This window comes from Erwinia sp. V90_4, from assembly GCF_029967685.1.
Lineage (GTDB): Bacteria > Pseudomonadota > Gammaproteobacteria > Enterobacterales > Enterobacteriaceae > Erwinia > Erwinia aphidicola.
The window spans coordinates 62,223-83,837 of sequence record NZ_JASCAQ010000033.1 but is presented as its reverse complement, the minus strand read 5'-3'; the positions used below and the strand labels follow the sequence as shown (position 1 = coordinate 83,837).

Below are 21,615 nucleotides of genomic sequence, written 5' to 3'. Positions count from 1 at the left end.
CCGTCCGCTCATGGTGATGATGCATCCGTTTGTCAGGACCGATCACCGTGGAGTTTAGATAAGATGGCTACGATTACCACCAGCGTACTACTCATGAGATGGGAACTGCTGAGTGCAGTGATGATGTTTATTGCCAGCACCTTTAACGTGCAGTGCCGAAAAGCCAGTCGCAATGCGATGGCTTTCATGTTTACTGGTATCGGTATCGGTATGTCATGCTGGTTTGTCACCGGGCTGCTGGGTATTACGCTGAGTATGGAAAATCTGCACAACTTCTGGCATATCACCAAAGATGTGTTTGTCGAAGTGATGAGCCGTACACCCGCTGACTGGCCAATGCCGTAAGCGACACCTGCATGGCGAGCTGACCCGGCTCGCCGTACAGGGTATTATTTGCCACTCTTTAAATCTTTTTTAGCACCGCCGGTAACGGCACATCTTCGGGCTCTTTGCTTCCCGGCAACGCTTCTGATTTACGGTCCTGCAGCCACATATCTCCCATCAGCTGATTCAGTCCGTTATCCAGACCGGTCACCAACCCCGCGCCTGGGGTAAACGTCAGTTCGCCAAAGTAGATATGCCCTTCATGGATGTACCAGTCCACGCGCACATAGTCAAAATCTGCCGCCAGCTGTTTGCTGAGGGTTAGCGCACGTTCCAGCGTCTCCATATCGCCGCTGATATCAAAACCGGTATCGCGGATTTTGTAGAAGCAGTTCTTCAGGTTGTTAACGTAGAAGTTCATCGACAGCGCCGAACAGCCTGCGCGGTTGTAGATCACCTGCAGCACATACTCAAAGTTGCCGTCTTTCTTGTTGAACATATGGAACTTGTAGTCAACGGCGGCAAACTTGCCATCCCCGACGTATTGCTCAACCAGAATGCGCGGCTTGATATAGCGATAGTGGATCTCACGCGCATGGTGCGAGAAGTCCTGATGCAGCCACTCATCACAACGTTTAATCAGCAGCTGCTTCTGAATGCAGTCGGGCTCTTCCAGCACGATTTCGACCATCCCTGAGCCATGGTTCGGCTTGATCACGGTATTTTTCAGGCTGCCCAGGCTGAGCAGTGAAATCGGATCGTCAGTCTCATGAATCAACGGAATCAGATACTCTTCGCCAATAACGCGGGCAATATAATCTCTTACCAGCAATTTATCTGAAAGATTGGCATAGCGTACATGATCGCCGGTCACATATTTACGATACAGAACTTTCTCATTGAATAACTTAGGTTCCCGGATGTTAGGTATACTTCTGAATTTCTGAAAGTAATAAACTTTATCCTGGTAAGACCAAGGCATCTTTTTGAGCAGGTAAACAAAACCTTTTCTCAATTCTGCTTTGAGCTTCAACATGATTTACCTCATCTGTAGGTTTTGTAGTTGAGTGAGGAAAGCTGTATTTTAAGAATGACGCCATTCTTAAAGAAATAATTCATTATCGTCAGGGATAAAAGCTCAGTAACAAACACGCTCCAGGCTGCGCCTGTTAATCCCCAGGAGTGGATAAAGAAGTAAGACGTTGCCAGACCAATCACCACCAGTAAAATGACTTTCACCAGTAAGTAGTTGAAACCGCCCTCTTTAACCATGTAGCGATACGCTACTGTTCCCATTGCCGAAAAGCAGGTTGCTAGCGACAACAACGTAATGAGGTTTCCCGATTGTGTGTAGTCTTGCCCATAAAGGCTGTTGATGATCCTGTCACCAAACAGCGTGACAAGGGAGAGCATCAAAAATGAAACTGCCATTACATATCCGTACAGTCGTGAAGCCAGTTTTACTGCCACATCACCGCGTTCCCGGAAAATCTCAGAAAAGCACGATGTAATGATTGCGACCGGAATAAAAATCCATGAAGCAGAAATGGTGTTTGCTGCGGTGAACAACCCCAGCTCATGCGCTGAGCCAACCCCAACCAGAAAGAACTGTGCCGTCTTTACCTGGATAGAGATAAACACGCTGGAAATCGCCAGTGGCAAACCCGCATGCAGTAAATAACGTAAATAATTCCTGCGCTTGCGCCGCGGCGGTGGGCTGATGCTGTTGGTCTGATAAAAGCGGCTGCGCTTGATCAGATACGGTACCAGCGTAACCGCAACAATCGACAGTGACAGCAGCAACGGGCTGAGTTTGAACCAGGCAACGCCAAAGCTGATGGCGAAACTGAGTATCATCCCCGTGGCATTGGCCACCGTGTTCATTCGCGATTCAAGGCGCGCATTGTTGTATACGCTAAAGATATCCTGAGTAACGAACATGGCCGAAATAAATGAAGCCACGGCAAAAACAATAAAATTTTCACGCATGGTCAACCAGACATACAGCAATACCGGTAACGACAGCACCAGTAATAATGTCAGGCGCAGTGATTTCGCCACGGCCATCAACCGCATTCCTTTCGATGCACTTTTGCTGATGCTTTTGAAAAGAATGGTTTCAGTACCAAAAATGGCAATAGTCTGAACAATTGAAAAAAGTGATGCAGAAAATGCTATTTGGCCAAATATGGCTGGACCGAAAGATTTGGCCACATAGGAGGTGACAAAAATTACACCAAAAACCGAGACAATCTTTTCAGACATCATCCAGGCAGCATTAGACATCACACTGTATTTCATCGAAGCATCCTTTGTGTTTCCAACACCCTAAAGCCACTAACCAACACATCCTTGTCCACAACTGATTCAATAACGCACAGTGATACCTGGCGACAAAGCGAAAATTAATCTGCTAATCAGGCATCGGCGTGCCTTTTATTAAATCATGCCATTTATTTTTGAGACGGTTTTTTTAACCGTGCCACATTCTCAACTGCTGCGAGTGTAGTTAACTCTGGTCTTATTCATACTGTGACCGTTTTCACAAAAATGCTTAAGTCGGGAGCAAAGTTAGCACAGTTTTTTTTCCCTGCCCGCTGGAGTTTTCCTAATTACTGCCTGGTCTTGTACTGGCATGAGACGAATTTATATCAAAAAAACCAATATCGAAAGCTAACAAAACCCTTTTGAAATAAAATAGGAGAAATCCCATGATGTTATTTCTTCATAATCCCTTAACTTAAAGCCTGCCATTCCAATCGCGTACTTTTAAACACTGCGCCAATATCTGTACAAAACAGATCCATTGATTAATGCAGTTATTCTCATCCCAATATTGTTAAGAAAGGTAATAGCATTATGAGAAAGTCACGATATACCGAAGAGCAAATCACCAGTGCCATTAAAGCTTCTGAGAGCGGCATTAAGGTGAAAGAGATTTGTGATGAACTGGGGATTTCTGAAGCAACTTTCTACAGTTGGAAAAAGAAATATGCTGGCCTCTCTTCAGAAGAAGGGCGAAAAATCAAAGAGTTGGAGGAAAAAGTACACACTATGGAGCGGGAACTGCAAACCCTGTCATCGGACAAAGAGATGCTGCAAAGCGTATTGAAGAATTTCTTTACCACCAATGACAAGCGCCAGGCCGTTAATTTTTTGCAAGATACTTACGACATCGGCACGCGCCGCAGCTGTCGCCTGCTGGATATCAGCCGTAGCGTCTATCATTACCCGTATAATCTCGAAAATCAGTAATCGTTTTAAGCTGTTTGTTATGTATTAACAGGTCCAAATTAAAATATTCTCAATACTTATTGAAAAGTACCGGACGTTTTTTTGGCGCGGATTTTTACTGATGAATTATTCGTAATCCCGCCCAGTAGTTTGGCCGTAACTTACTCAGTCACCAGCTAAAAACTCAGTAGCATCAAGGCTTTCAATGCGCGTTTATCTTTGCAAGCAAAGATAAACGCGCCGAAAGTGACTTAACAAATTCTAATAATTCCGCCAATACCCGCCGCTAATGCCCCTGCCACGATAATCATTCTCGCTTAATCACTGGTTCATCAAACTGATTTATTGTGGGCGCTCCGTCGCTGAGCTTATGTTTAACGAAATGTGCTGCCACGCGCCTTTAAGGGCATCAGAATGTGAGTAGCATCATGCTACAAGTGCGCTTTTACATTATCAGAGTTAAACATTACAGGCTTAACCCACGCCTTCACTACTGTTAAATGATGTTTTATCTTATCAATCCTTCCTCTTCCCATGGGGAAAACCTCGGGCGACTTATCAATTTTTGACTCATTTTTTCGATTAAATAGTGGTATCCGCAAGATAAATGCGTCTCAAAAATGGAGAATTTAACATTCAGTAGGAGGGATTCACTGTCCAAAAAAAAGGTGCAATAAGAATAGCGATTATTCTTATAGCGGAACAATCCTGGATTGTGCCAAGCAGCGGTGGCAAGAGATGAAAAAAAGCGCGGCCGACATGGCCAAAAATGTGTGATCTAAATCACACAAATGCGAATATATGGCCCGCGGTGAGCGCGAGCCAGAGCGGGCCGCTGCGCGACAGAAATCGTTAGGATTTCCTCGCCAGCAGCCTGCATTACTGAGTTATCTTCAACGACTTTACTACCGGCTCTGGCTTGATACGCATTGCGCTAATCACGCCGACCATCAGGCAAGCCACGCCGCACAGGGTGAGTAACGGCGGCCACGACTGACGTAATAAAAAGGTATAAGTGAGCCCGGCGAGGATTTCGAACACGATAAGTGGCCCCACCAGCACAGTCGGCAAGCGCTGGCTGGCTTCATTCCAGCACAGCGTGCCCAGCCACGAGCAGAGCAGCGCAATCGCCAGCATCAGCGCAATAAATACGCCGGGACGCGGGCCAAAGGGCAAGGCGAACTCCGGCCTGGTCACATGAAGCAGCGCCATCACCAGCAGATAACCCACGGCGGCCAGCGGCAGCGTGACCACCCCCTGCGCAGTTGCCCAGGTCGCCGGGCGGATGGGATGCCGGCGCAGCCAGCGGGCATTGCGCAGTGGATACCATGTCCAGCAAACGACGGCGGCAAACGCCAGCGCCATGCCGCTCAGGTAGCGCCAAAGATCAAACTGCTGCCCCACTGTACGCAACTCGGCCACGTTGACGCACACCAGCCCGGCAGCAATCAGCAGCAGCGCGGGGCAGAGTTTCGCCCAGCGCAAGCGCCCTTCTTCAGCGCCGTAAAACAGATTGGCACTCACCGAGATAACCACCGGCAGCGTGCCGATAATCATGGTAGAGATTGGCGCGCCGGTGCGCTGGATCGCCGTCGCCAGGCAGGCGTAATAGAGAAGGTTGCCGACCAGCGTCAGACGAAAAGCCTCCTGCCAGTCGCGGCGCGACAGTTTCTTCAGACGATGGCGATCCTGCCAGGCCAGCAGCAGCGCAATCAGTCCAAACGCCAGGTAACGCCCCATCGACTGCAGCGTGCCAGGATAATCCGGCACCATCAGCGGGCCAACGAAGATCAGCCCCCACATCAGCCCTGCAATCAGGGCAAAGAAAATTCCAGCAAGCATAGTCCGCTCCGGCCAAAAGAAAACGCCAGTATGGGGAAAGAGAGCGGGCAGAGATTGTAGCAAATTGCGATCAGCGCAGCTGAGCACGCACCTGCTTCTGATAGCGCGAAGGGGTAATGCCGTAGCGGATGGCGAAGGAGCGCGTCAGGTGCGCCTGGTCGGTCAGCCCAACCGATGCTGCCACGTCCGCCGCAGGCAGGCCGGCGGCCAACAGCTGGCTGGCGCGGTAAAGGCGAAATGCCATCAGCATCTGATGCGGGGTGACGTGGTACTGTGCCTTAAACTGCCGCTGAAAGTGATACGGGCTGAGCGAGACCAGCGCGGCCAGCTCATTCAGGGAGATGCGTTCGCAGAGGTTCGCGCGCAGATAATCACGCACCACGTCAAAGCGATGGCGTGGTCCTGCCGCTAAGGGGCGGGCGATGCGGGCGTGCGGGCGCAGTAGCTCGCAGAGGTTGAGCAACAGGCCATCCACGGCCAGCGGATCATCGTGATGCCACAGATTTTCCAGCAGCTGCGACAGCAGACGGGCGCGCTGTGGATCGTGGCACACCGCCTGTTCAAACCACCATTCTGCTTCCCCGGTCAGGGCAGCCAGACGTTGTGGCTCAAGGTAGATCATACGGTACTGCCAGCCGCCTTCAGTGGCGGATTCGCCGGTGTGCAGCTCGTCCGGGTTCATCAGCACCAGTGAATCGACCGGGGCGACATGCTGCGCCCCGCGATAGCGAAAGCGTTCGGCACCGCGATCGATGGTGCCGATGCCGAACGCTTCATGCGTATGAGGCTCGAAGGCGTAACGCGTGATATGCGCACGATACAGCTCGACGCCTGGCTGCCCGGAAAGATGCCGGAAGCTGGCGCGATCCTGCTCGTAGCAAAACTGCTCTGGTACCCCTTCCACTGCCGACCCCATCAAAAAATGAACAGGGCGTCAGCTTACGGTGTTTGCCTCACGCTTTCCAGCCGGTCTAGATCAGACCTTCCGCCTTCATCGCGCGCTGAACCGCCGGACGGGCCGCAACGCGGCCCGCAAACGCCTGCAGATCCGGCCAGTTATCCAGACTAAAGCCCACCACTTTGCTCCAGCCGAGAACGGTAAACAGATAGGCATCGGCCACGGTAAATTTATCGCCCATCAGCCAGTTTTTACCCGCCAGCGCGCCGGAGAGCCAGTCGAGACGTTTGTTCAGATTGCCGGTCGCCGCCTGTTTCCAGTCCGCCGACTGCGCGGGGTTGAATAGCGACCCCATCGGCTTGTGCAGCTCGGTGCTGATAAAGCTCAGCCACTCCATCAGCCTGTAGCGTTCGGCGGTGCCGGCTAAGGGCGCAAGACCCGACTCCGGCTTGAGGTCAGCCACGTACTGCGCAATCACGGTACCTTCGGTCAGCAGGCTGCCATCATCCAGCAGTAAGGCAGGAATATAGCCTTTGCTGTTGATGGTGGTGAAATCTGCGCCGCTTTCGGTTTTTTTAGTTTTCAGATCAACGCGTTCCAGCGTGAAGGTCGCACCCACTTCTTCCAGAGCAATGTGGGGAGATAACGAACAGGCACCCGGGGTATAGAACAGTTTCATCAAGCTAACTCCTTGTTAATAGATGGGCATCACCATACGCGATTCAGTCTACGCCGCCGTTAGCCGTTTATGCCACCGCACAGGTGTTACCAGAGAAGAGTAAACGCCGATTCAACCGAATGATAACGTCACGAAACAGTCACCGGGCATTGAGGCACCATTAAGCTTTGTCCTGCTTTAATCGGGACACTTTCCTACAACGGCTTATTGTCATGTCATCAGAAGCACTGTTTTTCAGCAGTCCCGAGAGCGCGCTCTCACTGTTTACTGCCCTGGTCAGCGGACGCATCACGCCGAACGCCACATGGCAATCCTCCGCTTATCGGGCAAAGTTCCTGCTGCGCTCGCTGGCCTTTCCGCACAGCACCGCCCTGCATATGAGGCAGCTGGCGGATATCCCGGCAATGCGCGAAGCACTTGTGCTTCAGCCGACGCTGCCGGGAAAAGTTCACCGCCCGTACCTGCATCTGGGGCTGAGCGCCACCCAGCGTGCCCGGACCATCGGCCAGCATTACCGTTTTATGCAACAGTTAACCGCTGGCGTTCTGCGCCAGGCCCTGCTGTCGCCGCACTCCACCGAGCTGGTGAGTTTTTATGGCAAGGATGACCAACCTTTTCGCGTCACAGTTGCCTGTAATGGCCGCTGCGAGCGCGAGGGTGAAGTGGTGATGCTGCTCAGTAGTGGGGAGGTTACGCTGGCAGTGCTGACGTTCGCCATTACCGAACAGCGCGGCCAGCCGGTGCTGGTAATTGGTTGCGTGCAGGGTGCCCATCGCGATACGCCCCACGAGGCAATCCGCCTCGCGACCAAGGCCTGCTACGGTCTGTTTCCGAAACGATTACTGCTGGAAGTGGCATTTTTGCTGGCGCGTGAGCTCGGTATCAGCACCCTGCAGGGGGTCAGCGACTGCAGCCACACCTGGCGCAGCCTGCGCTATCGCTTTAAAAAGAAAGAGGCGTTTGTCGCCAGCTATGATGAGTTCTGGCAGTCGCTTGATTCCAGCCGCCTGTCGCGCCAGCTATGGCAACTGCCAGCGGAACTGGCACACAAAGCCATGGAAGAGATCCCCAGTAAGAAACGCGCGGAGTATCGCCGCCGCTATCAGCTGCTGGACGATCTGCACCAGCAGTTTAGCCGCTTCGCCTGAGGGGATTACTGCGCGGGGGTGGATTCCTGCTGCACTTCGTCGATCTTCCAGCCGTCGCGTTCATGCACCAGGGTTACCAGCAGATGCTGCTGGTCGCTGGGATCGCGGCCGAGGATCACATCCCCGGCGGCGCGGTTGCCGTTGTAGGTAAAACGGCTGACGCTGACGTTATTGACCCAGCCATCGCTGTAGTCCTGATCCTGCAGAAAATAGTCATCGTCCATGCCATCAGGGCTTTTGATCAGCAGGTTAATTTTTTGCAGCAGGCGCTGGGTGACATATTCATTTAACAGCGGATCGTGTTCATCGATCGGGCTCTCTTCTTTACTCAATGCCGTCAGATACCAGCTGTAAAAGGCCAGGCTGGTCCCCTGTGGATCGACGTTATGCTCCGCCGCCACCGCCCCACAGGCAAACAGCGTGACAACCAGCATCAGCAACCACTTTTTCATGCAAACCATCCCGGATAAATCACCACTTACACTCCTGAGCATTTTAGTGCCATCCTGGCCGACAGTGATTGTATTGAAATTATCCGGCTAATCCAGCCCTGCGCCCCTCTGCCCGCCTGTTTTTTTAGTAACTGTTTATGCCGCGTTGCCCAGCCAGTCGCGCAGCAGCATAAGCAGCGCACCGGGCTGCTCCAGCGGCAGCATATGCCCACTGTTTTCGACCACTTCCAGCCGCGATGCGGGAATGGCAGCCGCCAGCTGCCGCGACTCTTCCAGCGTGCGCATGCGATCGTCGGCGGCGGCAATCACCAGCGTGGGGCAGCAGATGGCCGACAGGAGATCGGTGTCGCTGCTGCGCGGCATCCGCAGCTGGCGGATAAAGGTCTCGCGCCCGAGGCGCACGCTCATATCGAGGATCGCCTGCTGCAGCTGCGGGTCGGACTGATGGTCACGGCTCAGCGATTGCGCGATCGCCCGCTGGCCGATGCCGTGGAAGGTGCCGCTGGCGCGCTGCAGATTCTCCGCCACCGCCTGCTTAAACTCCGCCATCGCCTCACTGTCCGCCGCGCTGGAGGTGGCGATCAGCACCAGACTCTGCACGCGCTGCGGCACCCGGCGCAGGATCTCGCGCGCGACATATCCGCCCATTGAGAACCCCACCAGCGTGAACCGTGGCGGGCAGGCTGCCAGTACCGCATCGGCCATCTCCGTAATGGAGCGCCCCTGCGACAGATCGCCGTAAATTAGCGGGCCAAGCTGCTCCAGCTCCGGCAGCATACGCTGCCACAGCCCGGCATCACACATCACGCCGGGCAGTAAAACTAACGGTGTCGGATTCATGCCCAGTGCTTCTTCTTGCTGGTTTTGCCAATGCCCGGATTGCAGCTATTGGTGGGATCGAGCTGATGGAAGTGCTGCTGATGCGCTTGTGAGGCGTGATACAGGTGGCCAATATTGTGCTCGGCCGGATATTTCGCCCCGCGCTGGTCGAGATACTCCAGCACCGCCGCCTTGAACCGGGCGCCATCAACGCCCGGCTTGAGGATGTAGTCCTGATGGTTGACCAGGCAGAAGAAGTGGCCGCAGCAGGAGTCTTCCAGCACCTGTGACTGTAGCTCCGGCGGCAGGTGGATCAGCCACTGCGTATCGTTGCGGCGCAGGGCGACGTCAAAGGCGATCAGCCTGTCGTCGGTATTAATACCGTAATAGTCGCAGTAGAACACCGTGCAGGCACCCACGCCGAAACGCACCAGAAACGCATCCTGCTGTTCGGCTTCGCTGCAGTGAAACCACTCGCCGTTGCGCGCGGCGAAAAAGGCCGTCAGCAGACGGCTCATCGACGCAACCTCATCGTGGGCCAGTTTAATCATCAGATGGTGTTCATAGCGGCGATGCCAGGAGAGCAGGCGCGGCGCCACGGTTGATGGCGTCACGCGGTTGCCCCACTGGATCAGCTTATCGATGGTGTTGGCAGGGAACAGCTTCAGCTTTTTCACCCGTGCATCCCACAACGCCTTTTTACGCATCAGGCCGGGCAGCGCCGCCGGGCCAAGGCGCTTGATCGACAGGAACATATGGCGGGCATAGCGCAGCGTCAGACGGAAGGCGTTGCGATGGATATACTCCGCCTGAATCGGCAGGGTTTCCAGATTCTCAATCAGATAGCGGCGCAGGTCGAGCAGCACCTGCTCATCGTTGCTGCCGATATAGAAGGTGTCCTCCTGCGGGGTAGCGTCAAAGGTTGCCAGGCGCACGGCGAAAACGATCACTTTGCCGGCGCAGCCCGCGCTGTCGTGCAGATACTGCGGATTGCCGTTGAAGCGCGTTGGGGTTTCCGCCGCCACGTCTTTGATCACCGCTGCATAGTCATCCGCCCAGATCTTACCCGCCCAATCCGGCGCGGTACCGGTGGTATACTGCCCGGCCTCCAGGTTGGCGATGATCTCCTCCGGCGCAGTGCCGAGATCGATACCGAGGTGATTGACCAGCAGCAGCTGGCCGTCCTCGGTAATTTGTGCAAACAGCGACTTCTCGGTAAACGCCGGGCCGCGCTGCAGTAGCGAGCCGCCGGAATTATTACAGATACCGCCCACCACCGATGCGCCAATGCACGAGGAGCCGATCACCGAATGCGGCTCCTTATTGTAAGGGGCAAGCGCCGCTTCCAGCTCGGTCAGGGTGCTGCCGGGAAAGGCAATAATCTGCTCTGCATTATCAATCACCTGCACGCCTTTGATCTTGCGCGTGCTGACGATAATCACCGGGCGATCGTAGTCATCACCGTGCGGCGTTGAACCGCCGGTCACCCCGGTATTAGACGCCTGCATCAAAATTATGCAGTCATTCTGCTGGCACACCTGCAGCACCTGCCACAGCTGCAGCAGCGTTTCCGGCAGCACCACCGCCAGCGCATCACCGTGCCCGACGCGAAAGCCTTTGCAGTACCAGGCTTTCTGGTAGCTATCGGTAATCAGATTATCGGCGCTGACCAGGTCGGTCAGCTGTTGCAGGGTAAGAGCGTGTTGCATCTTCTTGCCTCTCCTTAGCGTTTATTTTTTTGCCGCATCGAGTGTACCTGACCCGCTTACGAATGAATAATTAGTTAGCTTTTTACTCTGGTATAGATAACGCAATTTTATGCAACTTATATGCAGTAAAAATGCATATAAAAAAATTTTCCTCTGTTTTTCAAAAAGTTGAATGTGATCATAAAGTGAATAATTACGGATGACACTGTGTTGACTTTGTTACAGCACAGCGCCAGCATGATGCCCACTTACCGACTTCCTGCGCTCGTAACGCCCTGATATTTCTATGGGGAAGGGGTGGCTTTGCCCGCTAATAATACAATGTTGAGAGGATGCTATGTCTGACCAAACGGATGCGCAGCAACACCTGCATCGCGGCCTGAGTTCACGCCATATTCAGCTTATCTCCCTCGGCGGTGCGATCGGCACCGGGCTGTTTATGGGCGCGGGCAAAACCATCGCCGTTTCCGGCACCTCGATCCTTATCACCTATATCGTGGTCGGCTTCTTTATGTATATGGTGATGCGCGCGATGGGTGAAGTGCTGCTGACAAAGCTCGATTACCGCTCCTTCGCCGATTTCGTTTCCGACTATCTCGGCCCTAAGGCCAGCTTCTTCCTCGGCTGGTCCTACTGGCTGAGCTGGGTGGTGACCTGTATTGCCGATGTGGTGGTGTGCGGAGGTTATGTACAGTACTGGCTACCGGAGCTGTCACCGTGGATACCGGCGCTGTTCACCCTTGGGTTGCTGTGCCTGTTTAACCTGCTGTCGGTGAAAATGTTTGGCGAGGCGGAATTCTGGTTTGCGATTATTAAGGTGATCGCCATTGTGGCGCTGATCGTCACCGGCATCTGGATGGTGGCAACCGGCTGGACCTCCCCGGACGGCGTGACCGCCTCGCTGCATAACCTCAGCGACCCGGCGGTGTTTATGCCGCACGGCATTGTCGGCTTTTTTGCCGGTTTCCAGATCGCGATTTTCTCCTACACCGGTATTGAGCTGCTCGGCACCATGAGCGCCGAAACCAAATCGCCGCAGACGGTGCTGCCGAAGGCGATCAAGGCGATTCCGCTGCGCATCATCATCTTCTATGTGCTTTCGATGGTGGTGATTATTGCGGTGACCTCGTGGCAGCATATTTCGCCGGAGACCAGCCCGTTCGTCACGCTGTTTGCCAAGGCGGGCCTGCCTGCCGCCGCCGCGGTGATCAACTTTGTGGCTCTGACCTCGGCGATGTCCTCGGCCAACAGCGGCGTCTACTCCAGCACGCGCATGCTTTATGGCCTGTCGGTTGAGCAGCACGCCCACTGGCAGTTCCGCATTCTGTCGCGCACCACGCGCATTCCGGTGCGCAGCCTGATGTTCTCCTGCTTTTGCATGCTAAGCGGGACGCTGCTGCTGTTCCTGGTGCCGAACGTGATGACGCTGTTTACCGTGGTGTCGACGCTGGCGGCAATCCTGGTGATTTACAGCTGGGGGATGATTCTGGTGGCCTATCTGGTGTACCGCAAGCGCTGCCCGCAACTGCACCAGCGCTCGACGTTTAAGATGCCGGCGGGGATTGTGATAAGCTGGCTAACCCTGCTGTTTTTCCTGTTCTCGCTGGTGGTGATGGTGTTTGACCCGGATACGCTGAGCGCGCTCTGTGCAATGCCGCTGTGGTTTATCCTGCTGGCGTGGTTCTGGCGGGTGAAGCAGCGCCGGGAGCAGACCGCCACGGTTTTGTAATGGCCCGGCGGCCGATCGAAAAAGAGGATCGGCCCCGGCGGTGTGGTCATCGCGGTTACAGCACGCCCTGCGCCAGCATCGCGTCGGCGACTTTGACGAATCCGGCAATGTTGGCGCCGCGCACGTAGTGCGTCTGCTTGCCTTCCCCGCCGTGCTCCACGCAGGCGTGGTGGATATCCAGCATGATATGTTGCAGGCGGATATCGACCTTCTCCGCCTTCCAGCTCAGACGCGCGGCGTTCTGCGCCATCTCCAGCCCGGAAGTCGCCACCCCGCCCGCATTCGCTGCCTTGCCGGGCGCAAACAGCACGCCCGCATCAAGAAACGCATCGGTCGCCTGGATGGTGGTTGGCATGTTGGCACCTTCCGCCACCGCCTTCACGCCATTGGCAATCAGCAGACGGGCGGCAGGTAGATCCAGCTCATTCTGCGTGGCGCACGGCAGCGCGATATCCACCGGCACGCTCCACGGCTGCTGCCCGGCGAGATACACCAGGTTGCGTTCGCGCGCATACTCTTCCACGCTGCCGTATCGTTCGTTTTTGATCTCGGCCAGATGCGCCAGGCTCGCAGGCGTAAAGCCCGCTTCATCCACTACCGTGCCGCGTGAATCCGACGCGGTCAGCACGCGCGCGCCCAGCGCCATCGCCTTTTCAATCGCATACTGCGCCACGTTGCCCGCGCCGGACACGGCAACCGTGCTGCCCTCAAAGCCCAGACCGTGGCGTTTCAGCATCGCGTCGGTAAAGTACACCAGGCCATAGCCGGTCGCTTCCGGGCGGATCAGGCTGCCGCCGAACGACAGTCCTTTGCCGGTGAACACGCAGGCGGTGTTATTCGACAGCTTCTTCATCATCCCAGCCATAAATGCCACTTCGCGCCCGCCCACGCCGATATCCCCGGCCGGAACGTCGGTATCCGGGCCAAGGTGGCGATACAGTTCGGTCATCAGCGCCTGACAGAAGCGCATCACTTCACCGTGACTTTTCCCTTTCGGGTTGAAATCAGAACCGCCCTTGCCACCGCCCATGGGTAACGTCGTCAGCGCATTTTTAAAGGTCTGCTCGAAGCCGAGGAACTTGAGGATCGACAGATTTACCGATGGATGAAAGCGCATCCCTCCTTTATACGGACCAATCGCCGAGCTGAACTGCACGCGCCACGCACGATTAACCTGCACCTGGCCTTTATCATCAACCCAGGCCACGCGGAACTGAATAGCGCGCTCCGGCTCAACCAGCCGCTCCAGCAGCGCCTGCTGCTGATAGTGAGGGTTTTGTTCGAGGAATGGCCACAGGGAGGTGAAAACTTCGCGCACCGCCTGCAGATACTCCGGCTGATGCGGATCGCGCTGCTGTAAAGAGGTGAGAAACGCTTCCAGAGAGGTAAAAGCTGTCATAACAAATTCCTTATGCGAGATGAGCTAGCCCTGATGACATTCATTATTTTTCAGGATAATCAGAGGGATGATGAGGTTCCTTGCGCGACTATATCATCGCACTTTAAGGGTGCAATGAAAAAGTGATGAGTTGAAAAGCGCAGGGAAAAGCAGCAAAAATCGCGCAAAGCACCGCCAGCTCTGCCCTGGCGCCCCCTCAAGGCAGAGAGGACCGATAAGAAAAAGTTATGACCGAAATCGTGAGATAAACAGGGGTAATTGGCGCAGAGGCAGAAAAAGGGGACGTCATGATTTATCGATAAATGTAAACATGAGAAATGGCGATTGCTCACCTGCTCATTACCGTGATTCGATGCACTCTCCCCCCGTTCCGTTCAATGAGTTGAATTAAGCCTAATGAGAGATAACACCGATTCTGAGCCACTTAATCTGACCGCGCTGTTATTGATCAATGAGCATTCGCGCAATGGCAAAGCGCTACGCCAGCAGGCGAAACAGAGCCTGTCAGCGCACCGCATCGACGTGATTGAACCGCCAAAAGAGGATCGCCGCAGCAGCAGTGACCTGATCCGCGCCTGGGCCGACGGCATTGATCTGGTGATTGTTGGCGGCGGTGACGGCAGCCTGAATGCCGCAGCGCCGGGGTTAATGAGCAGCGGCTTGCCGCTCGGCGTATTGCCGCTGGGTACCGCCAATGATTTTGCCCGCACGCTCGGCATCAGCAACGATCTGCAGCAGGCGGTAAAAATTATTGCCGCCGGACATCGCCGGGAGGTCGATCTTGGCGAAGTTAATGGCCACCTGTTTTTCAACGTCTCCAGCATCGGCTTTTCCGCCACGCTTGCCCGCCATCTGACCGCCGAATCGAAAAAGCGCTGGGGCACCTTCGGCTATGCGCTGGCCGCGTTTAAGCTGCTGAAACAGAGCCGCCCGTTTAGCGCCAGCATTGAGCATGACGGCGTGACCGAGAAGGTGAAAACCGTACAGGTTTCAGTCGGCAACGGGCGTTTTTACGGCGGCGGGATGACCGTGGAACAGAGTGCTGCCCCCGATGACGGATTGCTGGACGTGTACAGCCTGGAAGTGGCGCACTGGTGGCAGATGATCGCCCTGCTGCCTGCGCTGCGGCGCGGCACGCATGGCCGCTGGCGCAAGGTGCGCACGCTTTCCACCACTGCGCTGACGCTGACCACCCGTCGCCCGCATGATATCAACGCCGACGGTGAGCTGATCGGGCAGACCCCTGCTCGCTTCACAATCAAAACTAGAGCTATTCAGGTGTTTGCGCCTGCGATAAAACCTGTTGATTGACCTTAAATTTCAATCCGGAGATTGAAAACATCCTCGTTTTGACGAGTTACGAGCTGAGTCCTGGTGGGATTCACTGGGATGAGCTGGATGAAGATATTTCCGTCGCAGGACTCCTTAAAGGCCGAGGTGATGTTACACACCGCCCTCATCATGTAGCCTGAAAGCGCCTCCGCGCTAGGGCGGGCTGATTGGCCCCCGTCATCAGCTGAAAACAAAAAGCCCCGCATTGGCATGCGGGGCTTTTTTTGACTCGCTGACGACGCTGTCAAATCAGAAAGGGATGTCGTCGTCGAAGTCCATTGGTGGCTCATTGTTAGCAGGTGCGCTGTTCTGCTGTGGAGCCTGCTGCGGACGGGACTGCTGTGCGCCGCCGCTGAACTGGTTGCCGCCCTGTGGCTGCTGAGGCTGGCCCCAACCGTTGTTGTTGCCTGCGCCCTGACCGCCGCCTGCTGGAGCACCGCCGCCCTGAGCACGACCGCCCAGCATCTGCATGGTGCCGCCAACGTTAACCACAACTTCAGTGGTGTACTTCTCAACGCCAGCCTGGTCAGTCCATTTACGGGTCTGCAGTGCGCCTTCGATATAAACCTGAGAGCCTTTACGCAGGTATTCACCGGCCACTTCAGCCAGCTTGCCGAACAGCACAACACGGTGCCATTCAGTTTTCTCTTTGGTTTCGCCGGTCTGCTTGTCGCGCCAGGATTCGGAGGTAGCCAGAGTGATGTTGGCAACGGCACCGCCATTCGGCATGTAGCGAACTTCCGGGTCCTGCCCCAGATTTCCGACTAAAATTACTTTGTTTACGCCTCTGCTGGCCATGTTGCTCTCTCCGGTTAATGTTCGTTCTCTAAGTCTAGGCGCAAAATTCTATCATGGGCTACCCTGAGATCCTACATTTAGGAGACGCCTCGAAAAAGGCTTACTTTCGTTGCAGCGTTGCATCAGTTTGCATGGCACTTCAGGGCAAAACACTGGTTATCCATTCAGGTTTTTTTGTGCCATAATGACACGTTTCTTTCTGGCCGTGCCGGGCAGGCATGGTGAGGTTTGTGCTAATCCGGGAATTGTGAATGGATAAGATCGAAGTACGGGGTGCCCGCACCCACAATTTGAAAAACATCAACCTGACCATTCCGCGCGATAAACTGATCGTGGTGACCGGCCTGTCAGGTTCCGGCAAGTCCTCGCTGGCGTTTGATACGCTGTACGCCGAGGGTCAGCGCCGCTACGTTGAATCGCTCTCCGCCTATGCGCGCCAGTTCCTGTCACTGATGGAAAAACCGGACGTTGACCACATTGAGGGTCTTTCTCCGGCGATTTCGATCGAGCAGAAATCTACCTCGCATAACCCGCGTTCCACCGTCGGCACCATTACCGAAATCCATGACTACCTGCGCCTGCTGTTTGCCCGCGTTGGCGAACCGCGCTGTCCGGATCACGACGTCACGCTGGCGGCACAGACCGTTAGCCAGATGGTGGACAACGTGCTGGCGCAGCCGGAAGGCCGCCGCCTGATGCTGCTGGCCCCGATCGTCAAAGATCGCAAAGGTGAGCACAGCAAAACGCTGGAAAACCTCGCCAGCCAGGGCTATATCCGCGCCCGCATCGACGGTGAAGTGTGCGATCTCTCCGATCCGCCAAAGCTGGAACTGCAGAAGAAACACACCATCGAAGTGGTGGTGGACCGCTTTAAGGTACGTGACGATCTCGCGCAGCGCCTGGCAGAGTCGTTTGAAACCGCGCTGGAGCTCTCCGGCGGCACCGCCGTGGTGGCCGATATGGATGACGCCGCCGCTGAAGAGCTGCTGTTCTCGGCCAACTTCGCCTGCCCGATTTGCGGCTACAGCATGAACGAGCTGGAACCCCGCCTGTTCTCCTTCAATAACCCGGCCGGTGCCTGCCCGACCTGTGACGGGTTGGGCGTTCAGCAGTATTTCGACCCGGAGCGCGTGGTGCAGAACCCGGAGCTGTCGCTGGCCGGCGGCGCGATCCGCGGCTGGGACCGCCGCAACTTCTACTATTTCCAGATGCTGCGCTCGCTGGCGGAGCATCTGAAGTTTGATATCGAAGCGCCGTTCAACTCCCTGCCGGAAGAGAGCCGCAAGGTGATCCTGTACGGTTCCGGCAAAGACAATATCGAGTTTAAATACGTCAACGATCGCGGAGACACTTCAGTGCGCCGCCATCCGTTCGAGGGCGTGCTGCACAATATCGAGCGCCGTTATAAAGAGACAGAATCGTCTGCGGTACGCGAAGAGCTGGCGAAATTTATCAGTAACCGCTCCTGCACCAGCTGCCACGGCACCCGTCTGCGCCGTGAAGCACGCCACGTTTTTGTTGAGAACACCACGCTGCCGACCATCTCAGATATGAGCATCGGCCATGCGATGGCGTTTTTCCAGAATATGAAGCTCAGCGGCCAGCGCGCGCAGATTGCTGAGAAAGTGCTGAAAGAGATCGGCGACCGCCTGAAGTTCCTGGTGAACGTCGGGCTGAACTACCTGTCGATGTCGCGCTCGGCGGAAACGCTCTCCGGCGGTGAGGCGCAGCGTATTCGTCTGGCCAGCCAGATTGGTGCCGGACTGGTCGGCGTGATGTACGTACTGGATGAGCCGTCTATCGGTCTGCATCAGCGCGACAATGAACGCCTGCTGGAAACGCTGGTCCACCTGCGCAATCTCGGCAATACGGTGATTGTGGTGGAGCATGATGAAGATGCGATTCGCGCTGCTGACCATGTGATCGATATCGGGCCCGGCGCGGGCGTGCACGGCGGGCAGATTGTCGCCGAAGGCACCGTTGACGACATTATGGCTGTAGAAGCGTCGCTGACCGGGCAGTTCCTCAGCGGCAAGCGCGGCATCGCCATTCCTGAGGAGCGGGTGAAGGGCGACCCGGCGAAAGTGCTGAAGCTGACCGGAGCCAGCGGCAACAACCTGAAGGATGTCACCCTGACGCTGCCGGTTGGCCTGTTTACCTGCGTTACCGGCGTGTCCGGCTCCGGTAAATCGACGCTGATCAACGATACCCTGTTCCCGCTGGCCCAGCGCCAGCTGAACGGCGCCACCATTGCCGAAGCCGCGCCTTACCGCAGCATCAGCGGCATGGAGCACTTCGACAAAGTTATCGATATCGATCAAAGCCCGATTGGCCGCACGCCGCGCTCCAACCCGGCAACCTATACCGGTATCTTTACCCCGGTGCGCGAGCTGTTTGCCGGGGTGCCGGAATCACGTACCCGTGGCTACACGCCGGGGCGTTTCAGCTTTAACGTGCGCGGCGGGCGCTGCGAAGCCTGCCAGGGCGACGGCGTGATCAAGGTTGAGATGCACTTCCTGCCGGATATCTACGTGCCGTGCGACCAGTGTAAAGGCAAACGCTATAACCGCGAGACGCTGGAAGTAAAGTACAAGGGCAAGAGCATTCATGAAGTGCTGGAGATGACCATTGAAGAAGCGCGTGAGTTCTTCGATGCGGTACCGGCGCTGGCGCGTAAGCTGCAAACGCTGATGGACGTTGGCCTGTCGTATATCCGCCTCGGTCAGTCGGCTACCACGCTGTCCGGCGGTGAAGCGCAGCGCGTGAAGCTGGCGCGTGAGCTGTCGAAGCGCGGCACCGGGCAGACGCTGTATATCCTTGATGAGCCGACCACCGGTCTGCACTTCGCCGATATCCAGCAGTTGCTGGAAGTCCTGCACCAGCTGCGCGACCAGGGCAATACCATCGTGGTGATTGAGCACAACCTTGATGTGATCAAAACCGCCGACTGGATTGTCGATCTCGGCCCGGAAGGCGGCAGCGGCGGCGGTGAAATCCTCGTCTCCGGCACGCCGGAAACCGTGGCGCAGTGCGAGCGTTCGCACACCGCGCGCTTCCTGAAACCGCTGTTACAGGGTTAATAACCGACGGGCGAGGCATGCCTCGCCCCTGGCTTATACCCGCCGCAATCCCGTACGGGTCGGGCATGCCTGCCCCGCTACTGTCAGCCCTGGTTTTCCCCGCTATTTGCTGCACTTTTCTTACAATTACCACAAAATCTTGCAGGATCAGGCAAGACTTAGCGAGTTTTGGATATACCCGTTACGCCGTTGAGTGACTATGCTTAACCTTCATCTTTTTGCGGAGAAGGCCCGCTTTTCCTGCTGCCTGCTCCCGCCATTACGGCCACTGCGCCACATCATCCACAACTGGAGAGACCAATGAATATTACGCATGCTTATGCCGCTCAGGACGCAAAATCTCCGCTGGCTCCGTTTGAATTTAAACCGCGCGAACTGCGTGAACATGATGTGCAGATTGAAGTGCAGTACTGCGGCGTGTGCCACTCTGACCTGCACCAGGCGCGCAATGAATGGCGCAACACGATCTTCCCGGTAGTGCCAGGCCACGAGATTGTTGGCCGCGTGACGGCAGTCGGCGCGCACGGCCATAAATACAAAGTTGGCGATCTGGTCGGCGTAGGCTGTATGGTCGACTCCTGCCGCACCTGCGACAGCTGTAAAGAGGATCTTGAGCAGTACTGCGAAGAGGGTTTCGTCGGCACCTACAACGGTAAAGACCGCACCAGCGGCGATATCACCTACGGCGGTTACGCGACTCAAGTGGTCGTACACGAAGACTTCGTGCTGCGCGTGCCGGAAAATCTTGATCCGGCCGGTGCTGCTCCGCTGCTGTGCGCGGGTATCACCACCTTCTCCCCACTGCATCACTGGGGCGTTGGCCCGGGCAAAAAAGTCGGTATCGTTGGCCTTGGCGGACTGGGTCATATGGGCGTGAAAATTGCTCATGCGATGGGTGCGCACGTGGTGCTCTTCACTACTTCGCCTTCTAAAGTAGAAGACGGTAAGCGCCTGGGCGCCGATGAAGTGGTGATCTCGAAAGATGCCGATCAGATGGCGCAGCACACCAACAGCTTCGACTTCATTCTTAACACCGTTGCTGCTCAGCACGATCTCAACCCGTTTATCAACCTGCTGCGCCGCGATGGCACCATGACGCTGGTTGGCGTGCCGGAGCATGACCATCCGTCAACGCAGGTGGTTAATATGATCTTCAAACGCCGCAGCGTGGCAGGATCGCTGATTGGTGGGATCAAAGAGACGCAGGAGATGCTGGATTTCTGTGGTAAGCACAACATCACTTCCGATATCGAGATGATTAAGATCGATCAGATCAATGAGGCCTACGAGCGTATGCTGAAAAGCGACGTGAAGTACCGTTTCGTGATCGATATCGATTCACTGCGCGCCTCATAATGAAGCGGGTAGGGGCTGGCCGACCCCAACGGGGTTCCTGAAGGTCAACACCCGTTATAACTGTTTCTGGATCTGCTGCAGCGATGCATCGACCAGATAATAGATCTGTGAATCTTTAAGCGAACCGTCGAGCAGTACGGTGTTCCAGTGCGACGGATTGAGGTGCGCGCTGGGATGCACATCGCTGTGTTGCTCGCGGATCAACTCCGCCAGCGCCGGGCTGCACTTCAGTGCCACCGCCGGGTGGCCATCAATCTCGTGCACCATGGCAAACATCACATCATCGACCTTAATCTGCGTGGCTTTCCAGTCGCTGTGCACGCTCTGCTGCGCGCCGGGTTTGTTCATGCAGTAGGTGAGCAAATCGGAAACCGTCATAATTAATCATCCCCCTGTAAAGTGGCGACAATGCGCCGCTGCCCGCCGTGAATACGGTGTTCACCAAGATAGATCCCCTGCCAGGTCCCCAGCAGCAGACGCCCGCGGCTGACCGGCAGCATCAGCGAGGTGCCCAGCAGTGAGGACTTGATGTGGGCGGGCATATCGTCGGCCCCTTCGTAATCGTGCTGATACGGCGCATCTTCCGGTACCGTGCGCAGGAAATGCTGCTCCATATCGGCACGGACCGTTGGGTCGCAGTTCTCATTCAGCGTCAGTGAGGCGGAAGTGTGCTGCAATAGCAGGTGCAACAGCCCGGTCTGAACATCCGCTAAGCGGCGCAGCTCTGCGAGGATTTCGTCAGTAACCAGATGAAATCCGCGTGGTTTTTCGTTCAGGGTAAGGGTTTGCTGATACCACATGATACGGCTCCTTAAC

Annotated in this window: 19 protein-coding genes and 1 pseudogene; 8 read left to right on the top strand and 12 right to left on the bottom strand. The window is 55.7% G+C overall.

All coding sequences use genetic code 11. From position 1 onward, the window contains the following. Positions 1 to 63: 63 nt before the first annotated feature. A complete protein-coding gene (locus QLG07_RS03030; RefSeq protein WP_048917544.1) occupies positions 64 to 345 on the top strand; it encodes a YjcB family protein in 282 nt (93 codons plus the stop codon). A 58-nt stretch (positions 346 to 403) separates the two neighbouring features. Here QLG07_RS03030 and QLG07_RS03025 read toward each other — a convergent pair whose 3' ends face one another. After that, a complete protein-coding gene (locus tag QLG07_RS03025; protein WP_048917545.1) occupies positions 404 to 1,360 on the bottom strand; it encodes an ATP-grasp fold amidoligase family protein in 957 nt (318 codons plus the stop codon). Between the two features lie 8 nt (positions 1,361 to 1,368). Further along, positions 1,369 to 2,625: a polysaccharide biosynthesis protein gene (locus QLG07_RS03020; RefSeq protein WP_048917546.1), complete on the bottom strand. Its 1,257-nt coding sequence runs from the start codon at positions 2,623 to 2,625 to the stop codon at positions 1,369 to 1,371. A 558-nt stretch (positions 2,626 to 3,183) separates the two neighbouring features. Here QLG07_RS03020 and QLG07_RS03015 point away from each other — a divergent pair. Then, positions 3,184 to 3,579 carry a transposase gene (locus QLG07_RS03015; RefSeq protein WP_048917547.1) on the top strand — a complete coding sequence of 132 codons (396 nt, stop codon included), beginning with the start codon at positions 3,184 to 3,186 and terminating at the stop codon, positions 3,577 to 3,579. Between the two features lie 858 nt (positions 3,580 to 4,437). On the opposite strand, the gene QLG07_RS03010 is transcribed toward QLG07_RS03015, so the two are convergent. From QLG07_RS03010 to gstA, 3 genes are all read right to left on the bottom strand, one after another. Continuing rightward, complete coding sequence (locus QLG07_RS03010; protein ID WP_048917548.1) at positions 4,438 to 5,400, bottom strand: DMT family transporter; 963 nt, start codon at positions 5,398 to 5,400, stop codon at positions 4,438 to 4,440. A gap of 70 nt (positions 5,401 to 5,470) precedes the next feature. Next, positions 5,471 to 6,304, bottom strand: a complete 834-nt coding sequence (locus QLG07_RS03005) for an AraC family transcriptional regulator (protein WP_048917549.1) — start codon at positions 6,302 to 6,304, stop codon at positions 5,471 to 5,473. A 67-nt stretch (positions 6,305 to 6,371) separates the two neighbouring features. Then, positions 6,372 to 6,977 (bottom strand): glutathione transferase GstA, encoded by a 606-nt coding sequence (gene gstA, locus QLG07_RS03000; protein ID WP_048917550.1) that lies wholly within the window; start codon positions 6,975 to 6,977, stop codon positions 6,372 to 6,374. A 212-nt stretch (positions 6,978 to 7,189) separates the two neighbouring features. Here gstA and QLG07_RS02995 point away from each other — a divergent pair, with 212 nt between their 5' ends. Beyond that, on the top strand, positions 7,190 to 8,125 hold the full coding sequence (locus QLG07_RS02995) for a VirK/YbjX family protein (protein ID WP_282468442.1): 936 nt from the start codon (positions 7,190 to 7,192) through the stop codon (positions 8,123 to 8,125). 5 nt (positions 8,126 to 8,130) lie between these two features. On the opposite strand, the gene QLG07_RS02990 is transcribed toward QLG07_RS02995, so the two are convergent. The 3 genes from QLG07_RS02990 to dld form a co-directional block, all read right to left on the bottom strand. After that, positions 8,131 to 8,577: a DUF3828 domain-containing protein gene (locus QLG07_RS02990; RefSeq protein WP_048917552.1), complete on the bottom strand. Its 447-nt coding sequence runs from the start codon at positions 8,575 to 8,577 to the stop codon at positions 8,131 to 8,133. A 135-nt stretch (positions 8,578 to 8,712) separates the two neighbouring features. After that, positions 8,713 to 9,417, bottom strand: a complete 705-nt coding sequence (locus QLG07_RS02985; RefSeq protein WP_282468441.1) for an alpha/beta hydrolase — start codon at positions 9,415 to 9,417, stop codon at positions 8,713 to 8,715. Further along, the gene (gene dld, locus QLG07_RS02980) at positions 9,414 to 11,105 is read right to left on the bottom strand and encodes a D-lactate dehydrogenase (protein ID WP_282468440.1); all 1,692 of its coding nucleotides are present in this window, start codon (positions 11,103 to 11,105) and stop codon (positions 9,414 to 9,416) included. Before dld ends, QLG07_RS02985 begins: the two co-directional genes overlap by 4 nt. 337 nt (positions 11,106 to 11,442) lie before the next feature. On the opposite strand from dld, the gene QLG07_RS02975 reads away from it, so the two are divergent. After that, on the top strand, positions 11,443 to 12,834 hold the full coding sequence (locus QLG07_RS02975; RefSeq protein ID WP_282468439.1) for an amino acid permease: 1,392 nt from the start codon (positions 11,443 to 11,445) through the stop codon (positions 12,832 to 12,834). 55 nt (positions 12,835 to 12,889) lie between these two features. Here QLG07_RS02975 and gdhA read toward each other — a convergent pair whose 3' ends face one another. After that, positions 12,890 to 14,233, bottom strand: coding sequence for an NADP-specific glutamate dehydrogenase (gdhA, locus tag QLG07_RS02970; RefSeq protein WP_048917556.1), 1,344 nt, complete (start codon positions 14,231 to 14,233; stop codon positions 12,890 to 12,892). A 396-nt stretch (positions 14,234 to 14,629) separates the two neighbouring features. Here gdhA and QLG07_RS02965 point away from each other — a divergent pair, with 396 nt between their 5' ends. Together QLG07_RS02965 and QLG07_RS02960 are read left to right on the top strand one after the other, a co-directional pair. Next, entirely contained in the window at positions 14,630 to 15,544 is a 915-nt protein-coding gene (locus QLG07_RS02965) for a lipid kinase (protein WP_282468438.1), read from the top strand. A 44-nt stretch (positions 15,545 to 15,588) separates the two neighbouring features. Then, positions 15,589 to 15,705: pseudogene (locus tag QLG07_RS02960) on the top strand (DUF2442 domain-containing protein); the annotation flags it as partial. Positions 15,706 to 15,814: 109 nt separating this feature from the next. On the opposite strand, the gene ssb1 reads toward QLG07_RS02960, so the two are convergent. Next, positions 15,815 to 16,363 (bottom strand): single-stranded DNA-binding protein SSB1, encoded by a 549-nt coding sequence (gene ssb1, locus QLG07_RS02955; RefSeq protein ID WP_048917558.1) that lies wholly within the window; start codon positions 16,361 to 16,363, stop codon positions 15,815 to 15,817. 251 nt (positions 16,364 to 16,614) lie between these two features. Between ssb1 and uvrA the strand changes: the two genes are divergently transcribed. Beyond that, positions 16,615 to 19,443: an excinuclease ABC subunit UvrA gene (gene uvrA, locus QLG07_RS02950; protein ID WP_048917559.1), complete on the top strand. Its 2,829-nt coding sequence runs from the start codon at positions 16,615 to 16,617 to the stop codon at positions 19,441 to 19,443. Positions 19,444 to 19,743: 300 nt separating this feature from the next. Continuing rightward, the gene (locus QLG07_RS02945; RefSeq protein ID WP_282468437.1) at positions 19,744 to 20,799 is read left to right on the top strand and encodes an NAD(P)-dependent alcohol dehydrogenase; all 1,056 of its coding nucleotides are present in this window, start codon (positions 19,744 to 19,746) and stop codon (positions 20,797 to 20,799) included. A gap of 54 nt (positions 20,800 to 20,853) precedes the next feature. On the opposite strand, the gene QLG07_RS02940 is transcribed toward QLG07_RS02945, so the two are convergent. Next, on the bottom strand, positions 20,854 to 21,177 hold the full coding sequence (locus QLG07_RS02940) for an MmcQ/YjbR family DNA-binding protein (RefSeq protein ID WP_048917561.1): 324 nt from the start codon (positions 21,175 to 21,177) through the stop codon (positions 20,854 to 20,856). A gap of 2 nt (positions 21,178 to 21,179) precedes the next feature. Continuing rightward, on the bottom strand, positions 21,180 to 21,599 hold the full coding sequence (locus tag QLG07_RS02935; protein WP_048917562.1) for a secondary thiamine-phosphate synthase enzyme YjbQ: 420 nt from the start codon (positions 21,597 to 21,599) through the stop codon (positions 21,180 to 21,182). Positions 21,600 to 21,615: the final 16 nt, after the last annotated feature.